3 protein-coding genes and 1 pseudogene are annotated in these 22426 nt (G+C 71.3%); all 4 read left to right on the forward strand.

Annotated features, from left to right (window positions below; all coding sequences use genetic code 11):
- The first annotated feature begins 108 nt into the window (after positions 1-108).
- The gene (locus NL1_RS01795; protein WP_084510217.1) at positions 109-960 is read left to right on the forward strand and encodes a M23 family metallopeptidase; all 852 of its coding nucleotides are present in this window, start codon (positions 109-111) and stop codon (positions 958-960) included.
- 343 nt (positions 961-1303) lie between these two features.
- Positions 1304-2287: a helix-turn-helix domain-containing protein gene (locus tag NL1_RS01800; protein WP_067833410.1), complete on the forward strand. Its 984-nt coding sequence runs from the start codon at positions 1304-1306 to the stop codon at positions 2285-2287.
- Between the two features lie 239 nt (positions 2288-2526).
- Entirely contained in the window at positions 2527-9840 is a 7314-nt protein-coding gene (locus NL1_RS01805; RefSeq protein ID WP_067833413.1) for a non-ribosomal peptide synthetase, read from the forward strand.
- 131 nt (positions 9841-9971) lie between these two features.
- A pseudogene (locus tag NL1_RS01810) lies at positions 9972-22205 on the forward strand (amino acid adenylation domain-containing protein); the annotation flags it as partial.
- Positions 22206-22426: the final 221 nt, after the last annotated feature.

Raw genomic sequence — 22426 nt, forward strand, 5'->3', positions numbered from 1 at the left:
ACAACGGATGCCGAAACGTTACAAACCTTCGGTCACCGGGAAACCGGTACCGCGTTCGCGACGCGGCGGCCTTCGTTCGAAACTGTCGTCGGACGCTAGGACGAAGCTTTGTCGCAGCACCGGGTAGGCCCCAGTTCCATTACCGTCAAGAGCCTCATCGGCGATGGCGTGGCGGAGCGGCCGACGCGGCACCGTGCCGAGTCGTCTCAGATCGAGCGGGTCCGCGCGGCCGCGGGTGCGGCAGTCGCCGCGGGCGCCCTGATCGGCGCCGCTGCCCAGGTCGCTCCGGCCATTGCCAACGCCTCCCCGCTTGCCCCTTCGCGCGACGCCGACCAGGCCGCCGACGAGATCACCTTCAAGGGCACCGCCGAGATCGAGACCGTCGCGGCCAAGCAGGCCTTGGCGCCGATCGCCGAGGCCGCCCCGGCGCCGGCACCCGTGGCCGCGCCCGTCGCCGCCCCGTTCGGCTTCGGCAACCTCCCGCCCGAAATCGCGGGCCCGCTGGCCCAGGTCGAGGACATCCTCAAGGGCGTGCACCAGCAGGTCGCCCCCGCGCCCGCGGTGCGCCCGGTCGCCGGCGCGATCAGCTCCGGTTACGGCACCCGCTGGGGCCAGTTCCACTACGGCGTCGACTTCTCCGATCAGCTCGGCGCGCCGATCCACTCGGTCAGCAACGGCACCGTGATCGAGGCGGGCCCCGCCTCCGGCTTCGGCCTGTGGGTGCGGGTGCTGCAGGACGACGGCACCACCGCCGTCTACGGCCACGTCAACGACATGTTCGTCGCCGAGGGCCAGCGGGTCCGCGCCGGTGACGTGATCGCCTCCGTCGGCAACCGCGGCCAGTCCACCGGACCGCACCTGCACCTGGAGATCTGGGACCAGGGCGGCGCCAAGATCGACCCGCTGCCGTACCTGGCTGCCAAGGGCGTCCCGATGCACTGGGGCCCGTCGGCGCACTGATCCCGCTGCCCGGCTTGAAGTTTCCCCTTCACACGACGGACTGCCCTCCGGCAGTGCGAGTTCGGCGTACCTCCGAATTCGCGGCGGCCATGTACGGACGTTCAACCGACCTCCGTTCGGCAGCGCCGGTGAGGCGTACCTTCGCCTTCGCTCCGGCCGCGCGCGGACTTTCGACCGACCCTCATCCAGTAGCACCGGTTACACGTACCCCCGTCTTCGCGCCAGCCGTGCAAGGCCTTTCGACCGACCCTCGCCCGGCAGCGCCGGTTACGCGTACCTTCGCGCCAGCCGTGCAAGGGCTTTGGGCGGAACTTCGTCCGCCAGCGCCGGTTAGGCTCGGGCCGTGACCGAGCTGGGCGATATTTTCGAGCCAGGATCACCGCACGGGCGCACCTACGCCGTGCTGGTGCACCATCCCCGATCCGGCCTGGCCGATATCGCGCACTATCTCGACGTGACGCCGGAAGAGGCCGCCGCCACGCTGGAGATCCTGTGCGCGCTTCAGGCCGCCGTCCGGCTCGAGGATTCCGAGGGCGAACCGATCTGGGACGCGCACGCCCCGGAATCGTTGTCGGAGGCCGAGGCTCGGCGCCGCCAGCACGAGCTCAATCAGATGCACGCCGCGGCTGCCCGGCTCAGCGAGACGTTCCGCTCGGTGCGACGGTCGCCGCGTGGCAACGGCTCGATCGTCCCGGTCTTCGAACGTCTGGAGATGCTGGCCGATTTCGAGGAGATGCAGACCTCGGCGCGCAGCTCGATCAAGATCATCGAACGTGGCCCCTACCTCAGCGACATCGAACGCGAGAACCAGCAGTACCTGTTGAAGCGGTCCAGGATCGGCGAGGGCATCCGCTACCAGACCCTCTACCAGGACACGATCTACCAGGACGCGGAACGACTACGTCACGCGCTGTCCACCAACGCCAGCGGCGCGCAGGCGCGGACGCTGCCCGAACCGCCGTTCAAGCTGATCATCGCCGACGACGAGCGCGCCAACCTGGTGCTGCACGCCGACGAACGCCGCCCCGACCCGATGGGCCTGCGCTTCACCGGATCTCCCGCCCTGCGCTTGCTGGTGCGCACCTTCGACGTGCTGTGGTCGCTGGCCGCGCCGATCTCGGTGAACCCCGCCGCCGACGAACTGGACGAACGCGACAAGGCGATTCTCACGCTCATGGGTCTCGGCGCCACCGACGACACGATCGCCCGCAGACTCGGCATGTCCCGGCGCACGGTGGTGCGCCGCACCGCGCGCCTGCTGGAGCGGCTCGGTGCGAGCACCCGATTCCAAGCGGGCGTGCAGGCCACCCGCCGCGGGTGGCTGTGATCTGAACCTCTAATTGTTTGGCGTGGCTTCGGCTTTCGCCCCACTTCCGCAGCTATACCGATGGTTGCGTGTGGCTATCAGCAGTGGCACGGCATCCCCGCTCGCAAAGGCGGTCCGAGTGACCTGCGTATATTGGTCTGCGGCACGGGGTCGCTGTTCAAGGGCCCAACTGTAGGGGTTGGGGACGGTTCGACAGCGCGGTCGAACGGCCCTCGCGATGCGAGAGGTGAAGTTACTCGATGGATGGAGCCCGTCGCTCGGTCCGTGGCAGCCGTCGCCGGAGGGCCACCAGCCCGCTGTTCGGACAGCTGCTCACCGCGGCAGTGGAGTCGGCGGCCAATTCGGTTGCGGTGCGGTACAGCCCCACGGGCGCACCCGCGGACGACCGCGAACTCACCTATCGGGATCTCGACGAATCCTCCTCGCGCCTGGCCCGCGAGCTCATCGAGCGCGGCATCGGCCCCGGCGACGTGGTCGCCATCGGCATCGCCCGCGGCATCGAGTCGGTGTTGTCGGTCTGGGCGATCGCCAAGACTGGCGCCGCCTACGTTCCGGTCGATCCGGCCTACCCCGCCGAGCGCATCGCGCACATCGTGTCCGACTCCGGCGCCGTCCTCGGTCTCACCACCGCGGCGCACCGTGACGCGTTCGACGACGCGATCGGATGGCTCCCGCTGGACGACCCCGGACACAGCGCCCGGATCGCCGCGCGGCCCGCACATCCCATTTCCTACGCCGACCGGGTGCGCGCCCTGGACGAGCGGCATCCGGCGTACGTCATCTACACCTCCGGCTCGACCGGAAGGCCCAAGGGGGTCGTGGTCACCCACTCCGGCTTGGCCGGGTTGGTGGCGGCCGAGCGCGAGCACTATGGCGTCGACGCCGACGCGCGGGTGCTGCACGTGTGCTCGCCGAACTTCGACGTGTCCGTGCTGGAGTTGCTTCTCGCGTTCTCGGCCGGTGCGACCCTGGTGATCTCGCCGCCGAGCGTGTTCGGCGGGTTCGAGCTCGCGGATCTGCTGCGCCGGGAACGGGTTACGCACATGCTGATCACGCCTGGCGCGCTGGAGTCGGTCGACCCCGCCGGACTGGACGACCTGCGCGTCGTGGTGGTGGCCGGTGACCGGTTCGGCCCGGAACTCGTCGGCCGCTGGGCCGTCGGCGACCGCAGTTTCTACAACGGCTACGGCCCCACCGAGGCCACCATCCTGGCGACGAGCACACCGCCGATGCGGGCGGACGCGCCGGTGACCATCGGCTCGGCCATCCCGGGTGTCGGCGCCTTCGTGCTGGACACCCAGCTGCGTCCGGTTCCGGCGGGCGTGGTCGGCGAGCTGTACTTGGGCGGGTCCGCGCTGGCGCAGGGCTATCTCGGTCGTCCCGGCCTGACGGCGGAGCGTTTCGTCGCGAGCCCGTTCGGTGCGGAGACCGATCAGCCGGGCTCCCGGCTGTACCGGACCGGTGACCTGGTGCGCCGCAGCGAATCCGATGGCACGATCGAGTACCTGGGTCGCTCGGACTTCCAGGTGAAGATCCGCGGCTTCCGCATCGAGCTCGGCGAGATCGACAATGCGCTGACCGCGCACCCGGACATCGATTACGCGGCGACCATCGGAAAGACGTTGCCTTCCGGCGCGACCGCGCTGGTGGCCTACGTGCTGCCGCGCGCGGGCGCCACGCCGGACGTGGACGCGGTGTTGTCCCAGCTCGGAGAGTCGTTGCCCGGCTACATGATTCCCGCCGCGCTGATGGTGCTCGACGAGATTCCGCTGACCCCGGTCGGCAAGCTGGACCGCGCCGCGCTGCCGGAGCCGGTGTTCGCCGCGCGCGAGTTCCGCGCCCCGTCGACGCCGGTGGAGCAGATCGTGGCCGACGTGTTCGGCGCGCTGCTGCTTGCGGGCGCGCCCGATGCGGCGCGGGTCGGCGCGGACGACGACTTCTTCGAGCTCGGCGGCAATTCGCTGCTCGCCGCGCAGGCCGCCGCCCGCATCGGCGCCGCTGTGGACGCCAGGGTGCCGGTGCAGTTGCTCTTCGAGGCGAGCACCGTGGCGGCGCTCGCCGAACTGGTCGAGCGGCAGGCCGGGTCGGCCGCGGGATCCGAACTCGGACCGCGGACGCGACCCGCGCGGATTCCGCTCTCCTATGCGCAGCAGCGGATGTGGTTCCTGAACCGGTTCGATCCCGAGAGCGCGGTGAACAACATTCCGGTGGCCGTGCGGCTGTCCGGTCCGCTGGATGTCGAGGCGCTGCGCGGTGCCGTCCGCGATCTGGTCGCGGGGCACGAGGTGCTGCGCACCCGCTACCCGGAGGTCGACGGCGAGGGCTTCCAGCAGGTGCTGCCCGTGGAGGACCCGCGCGCGGTGCCGGAGCTCGTACTCGAAACGACCACCGAGGCCGACCTGCCCGCCCTGGTGGCCGCCGCGGTGACCACCGGTTTCGACGTGACATCCGCCCCTCCGGTGCGCGTGCGCCTGGTGGCGTCGAGCGAGACCGAGCACGTGCTGGTGTGCGTGGTGCACCACATCGCCGGTGACGGTTTCTCGATGGGCCCGCTGACCCGCGACCTGATGTCCGCCTACGTGCAACGCCTGTCCGGCGGCGCGGCGCGAATCCCCGAACCCGCCGTGCAGTACGCCGATTTCACGCTGTGGCAGCGTGAGGTGCTGGGTGCCGAGGACGATCCGGAGTCGGTGCTCGCGCAGCAGATCGCGTTCTGGCGCGCGGAATTGGCCGGGCTCCCCGAGCAATTGGAGCTGCCCGCGGACCGCCCGCGCCCCGCGGCGGCGACCCATCACGGCGGCGCACATACCTTCGAGATCGCCCCGGAAGTCCATGCCGCGCTGAATCAGCTGGCGCAGGAGCACAATTCGACGCTGTTCATGGTGGTGCACGCGGCGCTCGCGGCGTTGCTCGCGCGCCTTTCCGGCACGAGGGACATCGCCATCGGCACGCCCATCGCGGGTCGCGGTGACGCCGCCCTCGACGACGTGATCGGCATGTTCGTCAACACCCTGGTGCTGCGCTCCGAGGTCGACCCCTCGGCTCGTTTCGACGACCTGCTCGCCGCGGTGCGCGCCACGGACGTGGCCGCCTTCGGTCACGCCGACGTGCCCTTCGAGCGGCTGGTCGAGTTGCTGGACCCGGTGCGTTCGGCGGCGCGGCATCCGCTGTTCCAGGTGATGCTGACCTTCCAGAACCTGGCGCGGGCCGAGTTGGAGCTGCCGGGGCTGACGGTGTCCGGTGTGGACATGGCGGTGCCGCTGGCCAAGTTCGACCTGCAGTTCGCGCTCGCCGAACGCAGCGACCGCCACGGTGCGGCGCAGGGAATTTCGGCCGAGATCACCTACGCCACCGACTTGTTCGACGCGGCGACGGTCCGTGGCTTCGCGGACCGATTCGTGCGCCTGCTCGCCGCCGTGGTCGCCGATACCCGGGTGCCGGTGGGCGACATCGATCTGCTCACCGCCGACGAGCGCACCACCGTGCTCACCGGCTGGAACGCGACAGCCCACCCGGTGCCCGCCGTGACGCTGGTCTCGCTGTTCCAGGACCGGGCCGAGGCGATGCCGTACGCGACGGCGGTGGTGTTCGAGGACGAACGGCTGAACTACGCGCAGTTCGCGGCGCGGGTGCACCGGGCCGCGCGGGCGCTGCGTGCGCGCGGTGTCGGCCCCGGATCCCTGGTGGCGCTGGCGATTCGGCGGTCGACCGAGTTGGTCGTTGCGATGTACGCGGCGCTGGAGGCGGGCGCGGGCTACGTTCCGCTCGATCCGGATCAGCCCGCCGAGCGCGTGGATCACGTGCTGGAGACTGCTCGGCCCGCGCTGGTGCTGACCACGGCGCGAGACGACTTCCGGTCCGAGCGGTCGACCGTGGTCGAGCTGCGCGACCTGGAATCGAAGGCGTTCGGCCGCACGCCGATCGCGGACCGGGAACGGGTCCGCCCGATCCGGCCCGGCGACATCGCGTACGTGATCTTCACCTCCGGTTCCACGGGCAAGCCCAAGGGCGTCGCCGTGAGCCATGCCGCCATCGTGAACCGTCTGCTGTGGATGCAGCACGAATACCCGCTCGGCGTCGACGATGTGGTGTTGCAGAAGACTCCTGCGACGTTCGACGTGTCGGTGTGGGAGTTCTTCTGGCCGTTGCAGGTCGGTGCGCGGTTGGTCGTTGCGAAGCCGGACGGCCATCGCGATCCGGTGTACCTCGCTCGGCTCATCGCCGAACGGGGCGTGACCACAGCGCATTTCGTGCCGTCGATGCTGTCGGTATTCGTCTCGACGCTGGGCGACGAGAACCGCGACGGAACAAGCGCTTTCACATCGCTGCGTCAGGTGTTCGCGTCGGGTGAGGCGTTGCCCGCGCCGACGGCGCAGCGGTTGCGTGAGCTGACCGGTGCGCGTGTGCACAACCTGTACGGTCCGACCGAGGCGGCGGTCGACGTCACCTATCACGAGGTGATCGATACCGACGAGGTGTCGGTGCCGATCGGTCGTCCGGTGTGGAACACGCAGGTCTATGTGCTCGATGTCCGGCTGGGTCCGGTGGCCCCGGGTGTGGCGGGTGAGTTGTATCTCGCCGGTGATCAGCTGGCCTTGGGCTACCTGGGTCGCAGCGACTTGACGTCGGATCGTTTCGTGGCGAATCCATATGGCGGGGCTGGTTCTCGGATGTATCGCACCGGTGACTTGGTGACGTGGACCGGTGCTGGTGAGCTGGAGTACTTGGGCCGCACCGATTTCCAGGTGAAGTTGCGTGGTCTGCGTATCGAGCTGGGTGAGATCGAGGCGGCGTTGCTGGCGCAGTCCGGTGTCGCGCAGTCGGTGGTGGTGTTGCGTTCGGATGCGCATGCCGGTGATCAGCTGGTGGGTTACGTTGTCGCCGAACCAGATACCACCGTCGACACCGGCCCTCTGACCGCCGCCCTCGGCGCGTCACTGCCCGCCTACATGGTGCCCGCCGCGCTGGTCGTGCTGGACGCGTTCCCGCTCAACGCCTCGGGCAAGCTGGACCGCAAGGCCCTGCCCGCGCCAGTATTCGGTGGCGCCGCCGCCTACCGGGCGCCGGTGACGCCCATCGAACTCGCGGTGGCCGAGGTGTTCGCCGAACTGCTCGGCGCGAAGGCGGTCGGCCTCGACGACGACTTCTTCGCCCTCGGCGGCAACTCGCTGCTCGCCACCCGCGCCGTCGCCCGCGTCAACGAGGCGCTGGACGCGGGGATCTCGGTGCGCGAACTGTTCGAGGCCTCGACGGTCGCCGCGCTGGCGAGCCGGGCGGTGCCTGGCGCGACCGGTGGCCGGTCCCGGCCGCCGCTGACCGCCGCGGCGCGCCCGGAGCGGGTGCCGCTCTCGCTGGCCCAGCAGCGCATGTGGGTGCTCAACCAGCTGGATCCGGCCTCGGCGTCGTACAACATCCCGTTCGTGCTCCGGCTCGACGGTGAGCTGGACGTCCCTGCGTTGTCCGCCGCGGTCGAGGACGTGCTGGCCAGGCACGAGTCGCTGCGCACGCGTTTCCCGGCGACCGGGCACGGGCAGGATCCGTACCAGGAGATCCTTTCGGTGCGCGAGGTGCTTCCCGAGGGGCTCGCGGTGGAAACCGTCGATGACGTGTCCGCCGCGGCCGCCGCGCTGGTCGACGCGGGATTCGATGTGACGCAACAGGTTCCGGTGCGTATCCGGCTGCTCGCCGACGGCATGAGCCGGCTGCTCGTTGTCGTGGTGCACCACATCTGCGCCGACGGTGCGTCGGTTGCCCCGCTGTCGCGCGATCTGATGACGGCCTACCTGGCCAGGACCGCGGGACGGGAACCGGCCTGGCCGCCGCTGGCGGTGCAGTACGCCGATTTCGCGTTGTGGCAGCGTGCTGTGGTCGGCGCGGAAGACGACGAGAACTCCCCGGCGGCAAGGCAACTCGGGTACTGGCGGGACCGCCTTGCGGGTCTGTCCGGCCTGCTCGAACTACCGCAGGACCGTCCGCGTCCCGCGGCGCCTTCGCTGCGCGGCGCGACCACCGGCCTGCGGATCGCACGGGAGATCCACGCCGGGCTGGAACGTATTGCGCGCGATCACAGGTCGTCGCTGTTCATGGTCGTGCACGCGGCGCTTGCCGTGCTGCTTGCGCGGTTGTCGGGCGGCTCGGACATCGCGATCGGCACCGCGGTCGCGGGTCGCGGCGAGCGGGCGCTGGACGATCTGGTCGGCATGTTCGTCAACACCCTCACCTTGCGGACGGCGGTCGCCGCGTCGGCCACCTTCGACGAACTAGTGGAGCGGGCGCGCGAAACCGATCTCGGCGCGTTCGCCAACGCCGACGTCCCGTTCGAGCGGGTCGCCGAGGTGGTCGCGCCCGGCCGGGGCAGCGCGCACAACCCGCTGTTCCAGGTGGTGCTGAACTTCCAGAACACCGAGACGCCGAGCCTCGCGCTGCCCGGCTCGACCGTCTCGGTGGTGGATGCGGGCGCCGTGGCCGCCAAGTTCGACCTGCAGGTGAACGTCGCCCCGACCTACACCGACCGCGGCGCACCCGCCGGGCTCGCCACCGTCTTCACCTACGCCACCGACCTGTACGACGAGGCGACCGTGCGGACGCTGGGCCGCCGCTTCGAGCGCATCCTGGCCGCGGTGGTCGCCGAGCCGCAGATTCTGGTGGGCGACATCGACATTCTCGAGGCCGACGAGCGTGAGCGGCTGCTCGGTGGCGCGGCGAACGCCACGGCCGAGCCCGCGACCACGACCGGTGGGACGACACTCGCCCAGGCCTTCGCCGCGGCCGTCGAGGACGACCCCGAGGGACCCGCGCTGGCCTGGGGCGAGGAGGAGATCGCCTACCAAGAGCTCGACGCGCGATCCTCGCGGCTGGCGCGGCTGCTCATCGCCCGCGGCGTCGGTCCGGGTTCCGGCGTCGCCATCGAGCTCAAACGCGGTGTCGCCTGGGCGGTCGCCGCGTGGGCCGTGCTCAAGGCGGGCGCTGCCGTCGTTGCGGCGACCGAGGCCGACGCGGCGCTGCCCGTCGAGATCGGCCTGATGGCGGGCGAGCCCGTGCGGACCGGCGGCATCGAATGGCTGGCGCTCGACGACCCCGCGGTGCTTGCGGAGGCGGCGGCGGAGTCGGCGCGCCCGGTGACCTATGCCCATCGGACCCGCGCGCTGCGCGGCGCCGATCCGGCTTTCGTGTCCGCCGATGTGGTCCGCAGCTACGACGAGCTGGCCGCGGCGGTCGCCCGGTTCCGCGCGCGGACCGAGCTCACCTTCGAGTCGCGCACCTATCACGGTGGTAGGCCGGGTTCGTTCGCGGCGCTGTTGGAGCTGGTGGCGGCCGGTGTCGCGGGCGCAGCGGTGGTGCTCGTTCCCGACCCGCGCGCCGAGTTGTCGGAAGCGCTGGCCGACGAGTGGGTGACCCACCTGTTCGCCGACCGGACGCGGCTGGACGCGATCCGGACCGACGGGCTGGAAGATCTGCGGGCCGTCGTGGTCGACGACGCCGAGATTCCGCCGACCTTCGGCGCGGTGGAACTGGTTGTCGCACTGGACGAATTGCTACCGATGCGGGTGTGACTCGTGGCGGCGATGCGCCGGGCACGACGGGGGCGATCGATTTGAGCGGGTGGTGCACGTTGCCGCCCGTCTTGGCCGAGTTCTGTGATTTGTGAGGTGGTAGAGGTATGACCAGCACGGTTCGGACACGTCCCGTCCGCGCTCGCAGGCAACGCGTCACCACCCTGCCGCAGCTCATGGCGACGGCGGTCGAGGCGGCTCCCGATGGTGTCGCGGTCGTCTTCGCCGACGCCGCAGCCACTCTCGGCACGCTGACCTACGCGGAACTCGACGCGCGATCGACCCGGCTGGCCCGCATGCTGCTCGACCGCGGCGTCGGCCCCGGCGATCTGGTCGCAATCGGGGTGCCGCGCTCGCTGGACTCGGTGGTCGCGGTGTGGGCCGTCGCCAAGACCGGCGCCGGTTTCGTGCCGGTGGACCCGAACTATCCGGCCGACCGGGTCGACCACATGGTGTCCGATTCCGGCGCGGTGCTCGGCCTCACCGTCGCCGCGGTGCGCGAGCGGCTGCCCGAGCGGGTCGAATGGCTGGTCGTCGACGCGCCCGAGTTCCCGCTCGCGGAGTACTCGGCCGAGCCGGTGACGCACGCGGACCGCTCCCGCGCGGTGCGTGCCGAAGACGCCGCCTACGTCATCTACACCTCCGGATCCACCGGCCTGCCCAAGGGTGTCGTCGTCACCCAGGCGGGTCTGGCGAGCTTCTGCGAGGAACAGCGCGAGCGCTACCGCGTGACCAGCGCGTCGCGCACGCTGCACTTCGCCTCGCCGTCCTTCGACGCTTCGGTGCTGGAGCTGCTGCTCGCGCTGGGCGGCGCCGCCACCATGGTGGTTGCCGCGCCGACGGTGTTCGGCGGCGAGGATCTCGCCGCGCTGCTGCGCCGCGAGCGCGTCACCCACGGGTTCATCACCCCGGCCGCGCTGGCCTCGGTGGACCCGGCCGGGCTCGACGATCTGCGCGTGGTGGTCGCGGGCGGCGAGGCATGTCCGCCGGAGCTGGTGCGCCGCTGGGTACTGCCGATCGCGCAGGGACGCACCCGCGAGTTCTTCAACGGGTACGGCCCGACCGAGACCACCATCATGACCAACATCAGCGACCCGCTGATTCCTGGCGAGCCGGTGACGATCGGCGCGCCGATCCGCAACATCACCGAATTCGTACTCGACGAACGGCTGAACCCGGCGCCGAGCGGGGTGGTCGGCGAGCTCTACATCACCGGCGCGCAGCTGGCCCGCGGCTACCACCACCGCTCGGCGCTGACCGCGTCCCGCTTCGTGGCGAACCCGTTCGAGCCCAGCGGTTCCCGGCTCTACCGCACCGGCGACCTGGTGCGCTGGACGGCGTCCGGGGCGCTGGAGTACCTGGGCCGCAACGATTTCCAGGTCAAGGTGCGCGGCTTCCGCATCGAGCTCGGTGAGATCGATGCGGTGCTCGCCGCGCACGAGGGCGTGGATTTCGCGGTCACCGTCGGCCACCGGATCGACAGCGGCGCAACGATTCTCGCCGCCTACGTGCACGCCGCCTCCGGCGCTGTCGTGGACACTGCCGAGCTGATCCGGTGGGCCGAGCGCAGTCTGCCCGCGCACATGGTGCCGACCACGCTGACGGTGCTGAACGAGATCCCGCTGACGCCGGTCGGCAAGCTGGACCGGGCGGCGCTGCCCGCGCCGGTGCTGGAGCACAAGGAGTACCGCGCCCCGGAGACCGCCGTGCAGCAGGTTGTCGCGGAGGTCGTGGGCGAGGTGCTCGGCGCGGACCGCATCGGCTTGGACGACGACTTCTTCGCCCTCGGCGGGGACAGCATCACCTCCATCCAGGTGGTGTCCAGGGCCCGGGCGCGCGGGGTGATCTTCACGCCCCGCGACCTTTTCGAGGCGCGCACCATCGCCGCGCTCGCCGAGCTGGCGCGATCCGGCGAGGCCGCCGCCGAGGCCGACGACCTCGCGTCCCGCGAACTGTTGCGGATCGACCGGTCCGAGCGAGACCGGCTCGCTGGCATTCATCCTGGACTGCAAGACATTTGGCCGCTGACGCCGTTGCAGTCCGGCATGCTCTTCCACGCGCTGCTTGCGGAATCCTCGATCGACGCCTACATCACGCAGTTCGTCATCGATCTGGGCGGTGTCGTCGATCAGGACCGGCTGCGCGCCGCGGCGGCGGGGGTGCTCGACCGGCACGCCAACCTGCGCGTCGCCTTCGCCGAGGACGCGGCGGGCAACCCGCTCCAGATCGTGCTGGACCACGTCGAATTGCCCTGGCAGTTCCTCGATCTCAGCGCAGCGCCCGATCCCGCCGCCGCGATCGAGCGAGTCGTGGCGGAGGATCTGGTGCGCCGCTTCCCGATGGACGTCGCCCCGCTGCTGCGGTTCGCGCTGATCCGTTCCGCACCCGACGCGTACCACCTGCTGGTGACCGCGCACCACATCCTGATCGACGGCTGGTCCATGCCGCTGCTGATGCGGGATCTGCTCACGCTCTACGCCCTCGGCGCGGACGGCTCGCCGCTGCCGCAGGCCCGCCCCTACCGCGACTACCTGGCCTGGCTCGACGCCCAGGAGACCGAGGCGAGCCACGCCGCGTGGCGCACCGCGCTGGCGGGCATCACCGAACCCACGCCGCTCGCGCCGGTGGATCCGGCCCGCGAGATCGCTTCGGGCGTCGGTGTCGTCGATCTCGCGCTCTCCGAGGACGAGACCACCGCGCTGGGCAGGCTCGCCGCGGACACCGGGGTCACACTGAACACGGTCGTCCAGGCCGCCTGGGGCCTGCTGATCGGGCGCAGCACCGATCGCGACGACGTGGTGTTCGGCGCCACCGTGTCCGGTCGCCCGCCGCAGCTGGCCGGGGTCGAGACCATGGTCGGCCTGTTCCTCAACGCGATCCCGGTGCGGGTGCGGCTGCGCGCCACCGACACGGTCACCGATCTGCTGCGCGCGCTGCAGTCCGAGCAGGCCGCGCTGCTCGATCACCACTATCTCGGGCTGAGCGAGATCCAGCAGATCGTCGGTGTGGAAGGGCTTTTCGACTCGCTGGTGGTCTTCGAGTCCTTCCCGATCGACCGAGAGGCGCTGAGCGCCGCGGCCGGGATCGTGGACGGCATGACCGTCACCGGCGCAGCCGCGGTGAACGGCTCGCACTATCCGCTTACAGTGATGGTGATTCCCGACGGCGGTCTCCAGCTCTCGTTCAAATACCTGCGCGACGTGTTCGATGAAGACGCGGTACACACACTGGCACAGCGGTTCTCGTCACTGCTGAGCCGCCTCGTGCGCGACCGCGACACCCCTGTCGCCGGGATCGACGTGCTCACCGACACCGAGCGCGCGGAGCTGGCCGCCCGCAACGGGACCGACGCACCCGAGCTGCTCGATGACGCCACGCTGATGACGCTGTTCGACGCCCAGGTCGAGCACACCCCCGATGCGACCGCCGTGCGCTTCGGCGACGAGACCCTGAGCTACGCGCAGCTGCGGCAGCGCTCCCTGGCGTTGGCGGGCGAGCTGATCGCGCGCGGAGTCGGGCCGGAATCGCTTGTCGCGGTGGCGATGCGACGCTCGGCCGAGCTGGTGATCGCCCTCTACGCGGTGCTGCGGACCGGCGCCGGGTACGTGCCGATCGACCCCGACCATCCGGCCGAACGCAGCGACCACGTGCTGTCGAGCGCCGCGCCACTGTGTGTGCTGACCAGAACCGAGGATCGGTTCGCCACCGCGACGGATGTGCCTTTGCTCGCGGTGGACGCGATGGACGCCCGCGCGATCGTGGAGACGCCACCGGTGCACCCCGGCAATGTCGCGTACGTGATCTACACGTCCGGCTCGACCGGCAGGCCGAAGGGCGTGGCCATCACGCACCGGCAGATGGTCAACCAATTCCGTTGGGCGCAGCGCGCGTATCCGCACGGCCCCGGTGACGTGGTGCTGCACAAGACCCCGATCACCTTCGACATCTCCACCTGGGAGCTGTTCTGGCCGTTGCAGGTCGGTGCCGCGGTGGTGATCGCCGAGCCGGACGGGCACCGCGATCCGGCCTACCTCGGTCGCCTGATCGACGAATTCTCGGTCGGCACCGTGCATTTCGTGCCGTCGATGCTGGACGCCTTCCTCGAGGGCGCGGGCGGCGGCCATCCCGCGCTGCGGCGGGTTTTCGCGGCGGGTGAGGCGCTGTCCACCGAGACCGCCGCGCGGTTCGCCGCCGCGCTGCCCGGCGTCCACCTGGCCAACTGGTACGGCCCCGCCGAGGCCACCGTCGTCACCGCGCATCCCGCCGCGGATGCCGCCGGTGTCGCGGTGCCGATCGGCGCGCCGGTCGCCAACACCCGCGTGTACGTGCTCGACCGGCACCTGCGCGAGGCGCCCCTCGGCGCGGCCGGTGAGCTCTACGTCGCGGGCGTGCAGCTGGCTCGCGGCTATGCGGGCGCGCCCGCACTCACGGCCGAGCGGTTCGTCGCGCACCGCGACGGGACGCGCCTCTACCGCACCGGCGACGTGGTGCGCTGGCGCGTCGACGGGACGACGCCCGCGCTGGAATACCTGGGCCGCAGCGATTTCCAGGTCAAACTGCGCGGCCAGCGCATCGAGCTCGGCGAGATCGAGACCGTCCTGCTCGGCCACGCCGCGGTGCAGCGGGCCGCGGTCGCGCTGGTGCGAGGCAGTGCGGGGGACCGGCTGGTCGCCTACGTCGTCGCGGCGGACGGCACGGCGATCGATGACGCGGCCCTGCTCGCGCACGTCCGCGCGACGCTGCCGTCCTACATGGTGCCCTCGGCCGTCGTCCGGCTGGACGCGTTGCCGCTCAACGCCAGCGGCAAACTGGACCGCAAGGCGCTGCCGCAACCGGAGTTCGCGAGCCGCGCCTACCGGGAACCGGCCACCGAACTCGAGCGCGCCGTGGCCGCGGTGTTCGCCGAGGTGCTCGGGCTGGAACGAGTCGGCGCCGACGATGACTTCTTCGAGCTGGGCGGCAATTCGCTCATCGCGACCAGGGTGGCCGCCCGCCTCGGCGCGGTGGTGGGCTCCCGGGTACCGGTGCGCAGCGTCTTCGAGAAGCCAACGGTCGTCGAATTGGCCGCCGCGGCAGCAGAACTCGGCGATGGGCACGCGCGGGTGGCGCTGACCGCCGGTCCGCGCCCCGATCCGATTCCGCTGTCGCTGGCCCAGCAGCGCATGTGGTTCCTGAACCGGTTCGACACCGGCTCGGCGGTGAACAACCTGCCGGTGGCCGTCCGCCTGACCGGTGAGCTGAACGTCGGCGCGCTGCGCCAGGCCGTCGCAGACCTGGTCGCCAGGCACGAAACCCTGCGCACCCGTTACCCGGAGGGCACGGATGGCATCGCCAGGCAGGTGATCCTGCCCGCCGATCAGGCGACGCCCGGCCTGCTGCCGCAGATCGTCGCGCCCGACGCCGTGCCCGCCCGCATCGCCGAGGCGGTCGCCGCGGGGTTCGACGTCACCGCGGAACCGCCCTTCCGTGCCGCGCTGTTCCAGGTCGAAGGGACCGACGAGCACGTGCTCGTGGTCGTCGCGCACCACATCGCCGCCGACGGCTGGTCGATGGGGCCGCTGACCCGCGACGTCATGCTGGCCTACGCGGCCCGCGACACGGGCCGCGCGCCCGAGTGGCCGCCGCTGCCGGTGCAGTACGCGGACTTCAGCGTGTGGCAGCGCGCGATGCTCGGGTCGGAGTCCGACCCGGAGAGCCTGGTCTCGGCGCAGATCGCCTTCTGGCGCTCCGCGCTGGCAGGGTTGCCCGATGAGCTGAGCCTGCCCGCCGACCGGCCGCGGCCCGCCGCGCAGTCCTTCGCGGGCGCCACCCACTCCTTCACCATCGACGCCGAGCTCGCCGACCGCCTCGCGGCCCTGGCCGCAGCGCGCAACGCGACGCTGTTCATGGTGCTGCACGCGGCGCTCGCGGCGCTGCTCGCGCGGCTCTCGGGGACCGGCGACATCGCCGTCGGCACGCCGGTCGCGGGCCGCGGCGAAGCCGAACTCGACGACGTGATCGGCATGTTCGTCAACACGCTGGTGCTGCGCACCGCCGTCGCGGGTGAATCGAGCTTCGACGAACTGCTCGCCCGGGTGCGTGAGGCCGATCTCGCCGCGTTCGCGCACGCGGATCTGCCGTTCGAACGGCTCGTGGAGATCCTGAACCCGGCCCGTTCCACCGCACGGCACCCGCTGTTCCAGGTGATGCTTTCGGTGCAGAACCTGCCGGAGACCTCCTTCGAGCTGCCCGGCCTGCGCGTCGAGGGTGTCGACTTCGATATCGACACCGCCAAGTTCGATCTGATGCTGGCCGTGCGGCAGGCGGGTTCCGCGCTGCACGCGGAGTTCTCCTACGCGCGCGACCTTTTCGACGAGGGCACGGTGCGTGGCTTCGCCGAGCGCTTCGTCCGGCTGCTCGACGGCGTCACCGCCCGGCCCGATACCGCGGTCGGCGACATCGATCTGCTCGCCGAAGCCGAACGCGCACAGTTACTCTCGGCTGTCGCGCCCGAGACCGGCGCATCCGCAACGCAGGTCGCACGATTCGCTGAAATCGAGCACGCCGAGCCCGAGACACGCTCGGCCGCGACGCTTGTCGATCTGTTCGGAGCACAGGCGCGCACGACACCGTTCGCGACCGCGATCATCGATCGCGCCGCATCCGGACAGCGGGAGTGGACCTACGCCGAATTCGCCACCCGCGTCTACCGTTTGGCGCGCAAGCTGGTCGACGCGGGCGTCGGCCCGGAGACGCTGGTCGCCCTCGGCATGCGCCGCTCGGTCGATCTGGTGGTCGCGATGTACGCGGTGCTGGAAGCGGGCGGCGGCTACGTGCCGCTCGACCTCGACCAGCCCGCCGAGCGCATCCGGTACGTGCTCGACACCGCGAACCCGGTGTGCGTGCTGACCACCGCGCGCGACGACGTCGACACCGCGCTGCCGACGATCACCCTCGAGGCCGAGGACCTGTCCGGTTACCCCGCCAAGCCGCTGACCGACGCCGAGCGCCGGGCCCCGCTGCGCGGCGAGCATCCCGCGTACGTCATCTTCACCTCCGGCTCGACCGGGCGGCCGAAGGGCGTGGCCGTGCCGCACGCCGCGGTGGTGAACCAGATCCTTTGGCTCACCGCCGAATACCGCATCGGCCCCGCCGACACCGTGCTGTTCAAGACCCCGGCCACCTTCGACGTCTCGGTGTGGGAGCTGTTCGGTTCGCTGGCGACGGGCGCGCGGCTGATCGTCGCGACGCCGGACGGGCACCGCGATCCGCGGTACCTGGCCGAGACCATCGCGGCCGAGCGCGTCACGATCACGTCGTTCGTGCCTTCGATGCTCACCGTCTTCGCCGGGTCCGCGCGGCCCGAGGCGCTGACTTCGCTGCGCACCCTGCTGGTGGCGGGCGAGGCGTTCACGTCCGAGGTCGTGACTGCGGTGCGGCGAGTCACCGACGCCGCGCTGTACAACCTGTACGGCCCCACCGAGTTCACCGTGCACGCGACCCACGCGGCGGTCGCCGACGATGTCACCGGCGCGGTGCCGATCGGCGCGCCGGTGTGGAACGCCCTGGCCTACGTGCTCGACGCGCGGCTGCACCCGGTGCCGGGAGGCGTCGCGGGCGAGCTGTACCTCGCGGGCGACCAGATCGCGCGCGGCTATCTCGGACGCCCCGATCTGACCGCCGACCGCTTCGTCGCCGATCCGTTCGGCGGACCCGGCGCACGCATGTACCGAACCGGCGATCTGGTGCGCCGCGGACCGGACGGTGCGCTGATCTATCTGGGGCGCACCGACTTCCAGGTGAAGCTGCGCGGCTTGCGCATCGAGCTGCCGGAGATCGAATCCGCCCTGCGCGCGGACGATTCGGTGGGCCAGGCCGTCGTGGTGGTGCGCTCGGATCCGCACACCGGCGATCGCCTGGTCGGCTACGTCGTGCCGTCCGTGGGGCGGACGGTGGACGTGGCGGCGGTGCGCGAGGGCGCGGCCGCGCTGCTGCCCGCGTACATGGTGCCCGCCGCGCTGGTGGTGCTGGACGAGATGCCGCTGAACGCCAACGGCAAGCTCGATCGCAGGGCGCTGCCCGAGCCGGTCTTCGAACAGGCCGTCTTCCGCGCGCCGAGCACTCCGGTCGAACAGATCGTGGCGGATGTGTTCGCCGAGGTGCTCGGTGTCGGCGCGGCGGGTGACGACGCCCGGCAGCTCGGCCTCGACGACGATTTCTTTGCGCTGGGCGGCAATTCGCTGCTGGCGACGCAGGTGGCGGCCCGGCTCGGCGCCGCGCTGGACGCCGAGGTGCCGGTGCGGCTGCTGTTCGAGGCGTCGACGGTGGCGGCGCTGGCGGTCCGCGTCGAGCGGCAGGCTGGCGGGGGAGGGCGGCCCGCGCTGGTGGCGGGCCCGCGCCCGGAACGGATTCCGCTCTCGCCCGCCCAGCAGCGCATGTGGTTCCTCAACCGCTTCGACCCGTCCTCGCCCGTCTACAACATCCCGGTCGCCGTGCGGTTGACCGGGGACCTGGACGTGGCCGCGCTGGTCGGGGCGATCGGCGACCTGATGGCGCGGCACGAGGTGCTGCGGACGGTCTATCCGTCGGCCGAGGCGGGGCCGGAGCAGCGGGTGCTGCCGGTCGAGCAGGCGATGCCCGAGGTGATCGCCGAGCCGGTGACGGCACAGCGGTTGCCGGAGCGGGTGCGCGCGGTGGCCGCCACCGGTTTCGACGTGACCGCCGAGGTACCGTTGCGGGTGGCGCTGCTGCGCGTCGACGACGCCGAAAACCCCGAGCACGTGGTGGTTTTCGTGGCGCACCACATCAGCGCGGACGGCTGGTCGATGGGCCCGCTGACGCGCGACGTGATGACGGCCTACGCCGCACGGGCGGCCGGATACGCGCCCGAATGGGCCCCGCTCGCGGTGCAGTACGCCGATTTCAGCGTCTGGCAGCGCGCGGTGCTCGGCGCGGAATCCGATCCGGAGAGCCTGATCTCGGCGCAGGCCGGATATTGGCGCACGGCGCTGGCCGGTGTGCCCGACGAGCTGAACCTGCCCGCCGACCGGCCGCGGCCCGCCGCGCCGTCGTTCGCGGGCGGGCGCGTCGCGTTCGAGATCGACGCGCAGGTGCATCGCGCGCTGACCGAGATCGCACGCGCCGAGAACGCGACGCTGTTCATGGTGGTGCACGCGGCGTTGGCGGTTCTGCTCGCGCGGTTGTCGGCCACCGAGGACATCGTGATCGGCACCCCGGTGGCCGGTCGCGGCGAGGCCGCGCTGGACGACGTGATCGGTATGTTCGTCAACACGCTCGCGCTGCGCACTCACGTCTCGGGCACGCACAGCTTCGCCGATCTGCTGGCGGGCGTCAAAGAGGCCGATCTGCAAGCCTTCTCGCACGCCGACATCCCGTTCGAGCGCCTCGTGGAGATCCTGAACCCGGTGCGTTCGACCGCGCGGCATCCGCTGTTCCAGGTCTCGTTGTCGTTCGCGAACCTGCCCGGCGGCGCGTTCGAGCTGCCCGGACTGCGGATGAGCCCGGTCGATCTCGCCGACGACACCGCCAAGTTCGACCTCGCGCTGACCGTGCGGCCGACCGGCGGTGCGGAGCCCGGCGGCATGTTCGCCGAGTTCTCCTACGCCCGTGACCTTTTCGACGAGGACACGGTGCAGGTCTTCGCGGACCGGTTCGTGCGGCTGCTGCGCGCCGTCGCGGCCGACCGGCGCCTGCCGGTCGGCGATCTGCCGCTGCTCGACTCCGCCGAGTACGACCTGCTCACCGGCATGCGCGGACCGCAGACCCGGTACGCCGGTTTACTGCCGGATCTGCTGGCGGCGGGTGCGGCGCTGGATCCGGAGCGCACCGCGGTGCGGGTGGACGGCCGCTCGATCAGCTACCGGGAGCTGGACGAGTTCTCCTCGCGGCTGGCGCGGGTGCTCATCGCGCACGGCGTCGGACCGGAACGGATTGTCGCGCTGGCATTTCCGCGCTCCTACGAGATGGTGGCGGCGTTCTGGGCGGTGGCCAAGGCGGGCGGCGCGCACGTGCCGGTCGACCCGACCTATCCGGAGGACCGGATTCGGCACATGGTCACCGACTCCGGCGCGGTGGTCGGTCTCACCGGTTCGGCGCACCGCGGCGCGCTGCCCGCCGACGTGGCGTGGCTGACCGTGGACGATCCGGTGTTCGCGGCCCAGGTCGCCGCCGAGTCCGATGCGCCCGTCGAGCCCGGGGAGCGGCTCGCGCCGCTGCACCCGAGTCACCCGATGTACGTCATCTACACGTCGGGTTCCACCGGAAAGCCCAAGGGCGTCACGCTGACTCACGGTGGCCTCGGCCTGCTGGTCGGATTGGCCACGGACCTGTACCGGCTCGAGTCCAGGCATCGGTTCCTGCACATCTGCTCGCCGAGCTTCGACCCGTCGGTGCTGGAGTGGGTGTGCGCGGCGTACGCGGGCGCGACGCTGGTGGTCGTGCCGCCGTCGGTGATCGGCGGCGCCGAGCTCGCCGAATTGCTGCGCGCCGAACGGGTGACGCACACCATCGTCACCCCCGCGGTGCTCGGCACCGTCGACCCGCTCGGCATCGAGGATCTCGAGGTGCTGTCGGTGGGCGGCGACGTGACCTCGCCGGAGCTGCTGGCCAAATGGCAGCCGGGCCGCGAGTACGTCAACGCCTACGGCCCCACCGAGGCCACCGTCATGACGACCTACGGCGCGCAGCTGCCGGGACGGCACATCACCATCGGCAGGCCCGTGCGCGGGATCGCCGCGCTCGTCCTCGACGCGCGGCTGAACCCGGTGCCGCCGGGCGTGGCCGGCGAGCTGTACCTCGCGGGCGCAGCGTTGGCGCGGGGCTATCACGGAAGACCGGGTCTCACGGCGGACCGGTTCGTGCCGAATCCGTTGGGCCTGCCCGGTGACCGCATGTACCGCACGGGCGACGTGGTGCGCTGGTTCGCCGAGCCCGGGCAGCGGGCGGGCAATGCCGCGGTCGGTGCGGTGGACTGGCAGCTGGATTTCGCGGGGCGTTCGGACTTCCAGGTGAAGATCCGCGGGCTGCGCATCGAGCTCGGCGAGATCGACGCCGTGCTCGGCCGCCACGAGGATGTCGAATTCGTCGTCACCCTCGGCAGGGAAACGCCCGCGGGGACGACCGCCTTGGTGTCGTACGTGCTCGCCGCGGCCGGTCGCAGGCTCGACCCGGCGGCGCTCACCGAGCACGCGGCGCGCAGCCTGCCCGGGTACATGGTGCCCGCCGCCGTCGTAGTGCTGGACGAGGTGCCGCTGACGCCCGTCGGCAAACTCGACCGGCGCGCGCTGCCGGAACCGGAGTTCCAGCAGGCCGTCTTCCGCGCACCGTCGACGCCGCTGGAGGAGGCGGTCGCCGCGGTGTTCGAGCAGGTGCTCGGCGCGGAGCGGATCGGGCTCGACGACGACTTCTTCACCCTCGGCGGCACCTCGCTGCTGGCCACCCAGGTGGTCGAGCGGCTGCGGGCGCGCACCGGTGCCGAGCTGACCGTGGCGTCCTTCTTCACCGATCCCACCGTCGCGGGCATCGCGGACCAGGTCGCCGCGGCGCTCGAGGCCGGGCACGACTACGACGCGAACGCCGAGAGCGCGCTGCGCGTGCTGCTGCCGATCCGGGCGGGCGGTACGCGTCCGCCGGTGTTCTGCCTGCCGCCGATGTCGGGCATGTCGTGGACCTACGCGGGCCTGGCCCGATTCCTGCCCGCCGACCAGCCGCTCTACGGGCTCCAGTCGCCCGCGCTGACCGAGCCCGACTACCAGCCGGTCGCCGCGGCGGAGATCGTGCGCCGCTATGTCGACGAGATCAAGGCGGTGCAGCCGCAAGGCCCGTACCGGCTGCTCGGCTGGTCGCTCGGCGGCGTGCTCGCGCACGCGGTGGCGATCGAGCTGCAGGGCGAGGGCGAGCGGGTGGATCTGCTCGCGATCCTGGACAGCGCCCCCGACGTGGACATCGCCGACTTCCACGCCGAGATCAGGGAGGGCTTCGCCGCGCTCGGCATCACGCTGCCCGCCGATCAGGACCTCGGCGACCTCGACGAAACGGCGCTCGCGACGCTGGGTGAGGCGCTCACCTGGGACTCGGCGGTGCTCACCGCGGAGCGCATCGGCGGCATCTACCGCGGTGCACTGCGCACGGTGGAGATCGCGACGGCCGCCCGGCCCGGCGTGTTCGAGGGGCGTGTCGACTACTTCCGCGCCACCATCCCGGACCCGAACGGGCGCGGCCACGGCGGTGCGCTCGCCTGGGAGCCGCACGTATCCGGCGTGATCGAGGTGCATCCGATCGCATCGACGCACCGGGCGATGACCACCCCCGAACCGCTCGCCGAGGTGGGACCGTTGCTCGCCGCCCTGCTCGACGGAAAGGTGTGACACAGTACCCACCGGTAACGTGGCTGGCTGTAGCCTCAGCGGGGATGTAACGCCGCGCCGCGGCATCCGCGATTGGTCACATACCGAGTCGATCAGACCGGTCGGCCTGTTGCGGCTGCCCGCCTAGACTGATGTGATTGCTCGGACCGCACCGACCATGGCAGTTCAGTATGGGCGGGGACTGATCTGCGTCCGGTCGCGGTGATAGCTCGACGAGAGGT

Origin of the sequence: Nocardia lijiangensis NBRC 108240 (assembly GCF_001613045.1) — a bacterium.
Lineage (GTDB): Bacteria > Actinomycetota > Actinomycetes > Mycobacteriales > Mycobacteriaceae > Nocardia > Nocardia lijiangensis.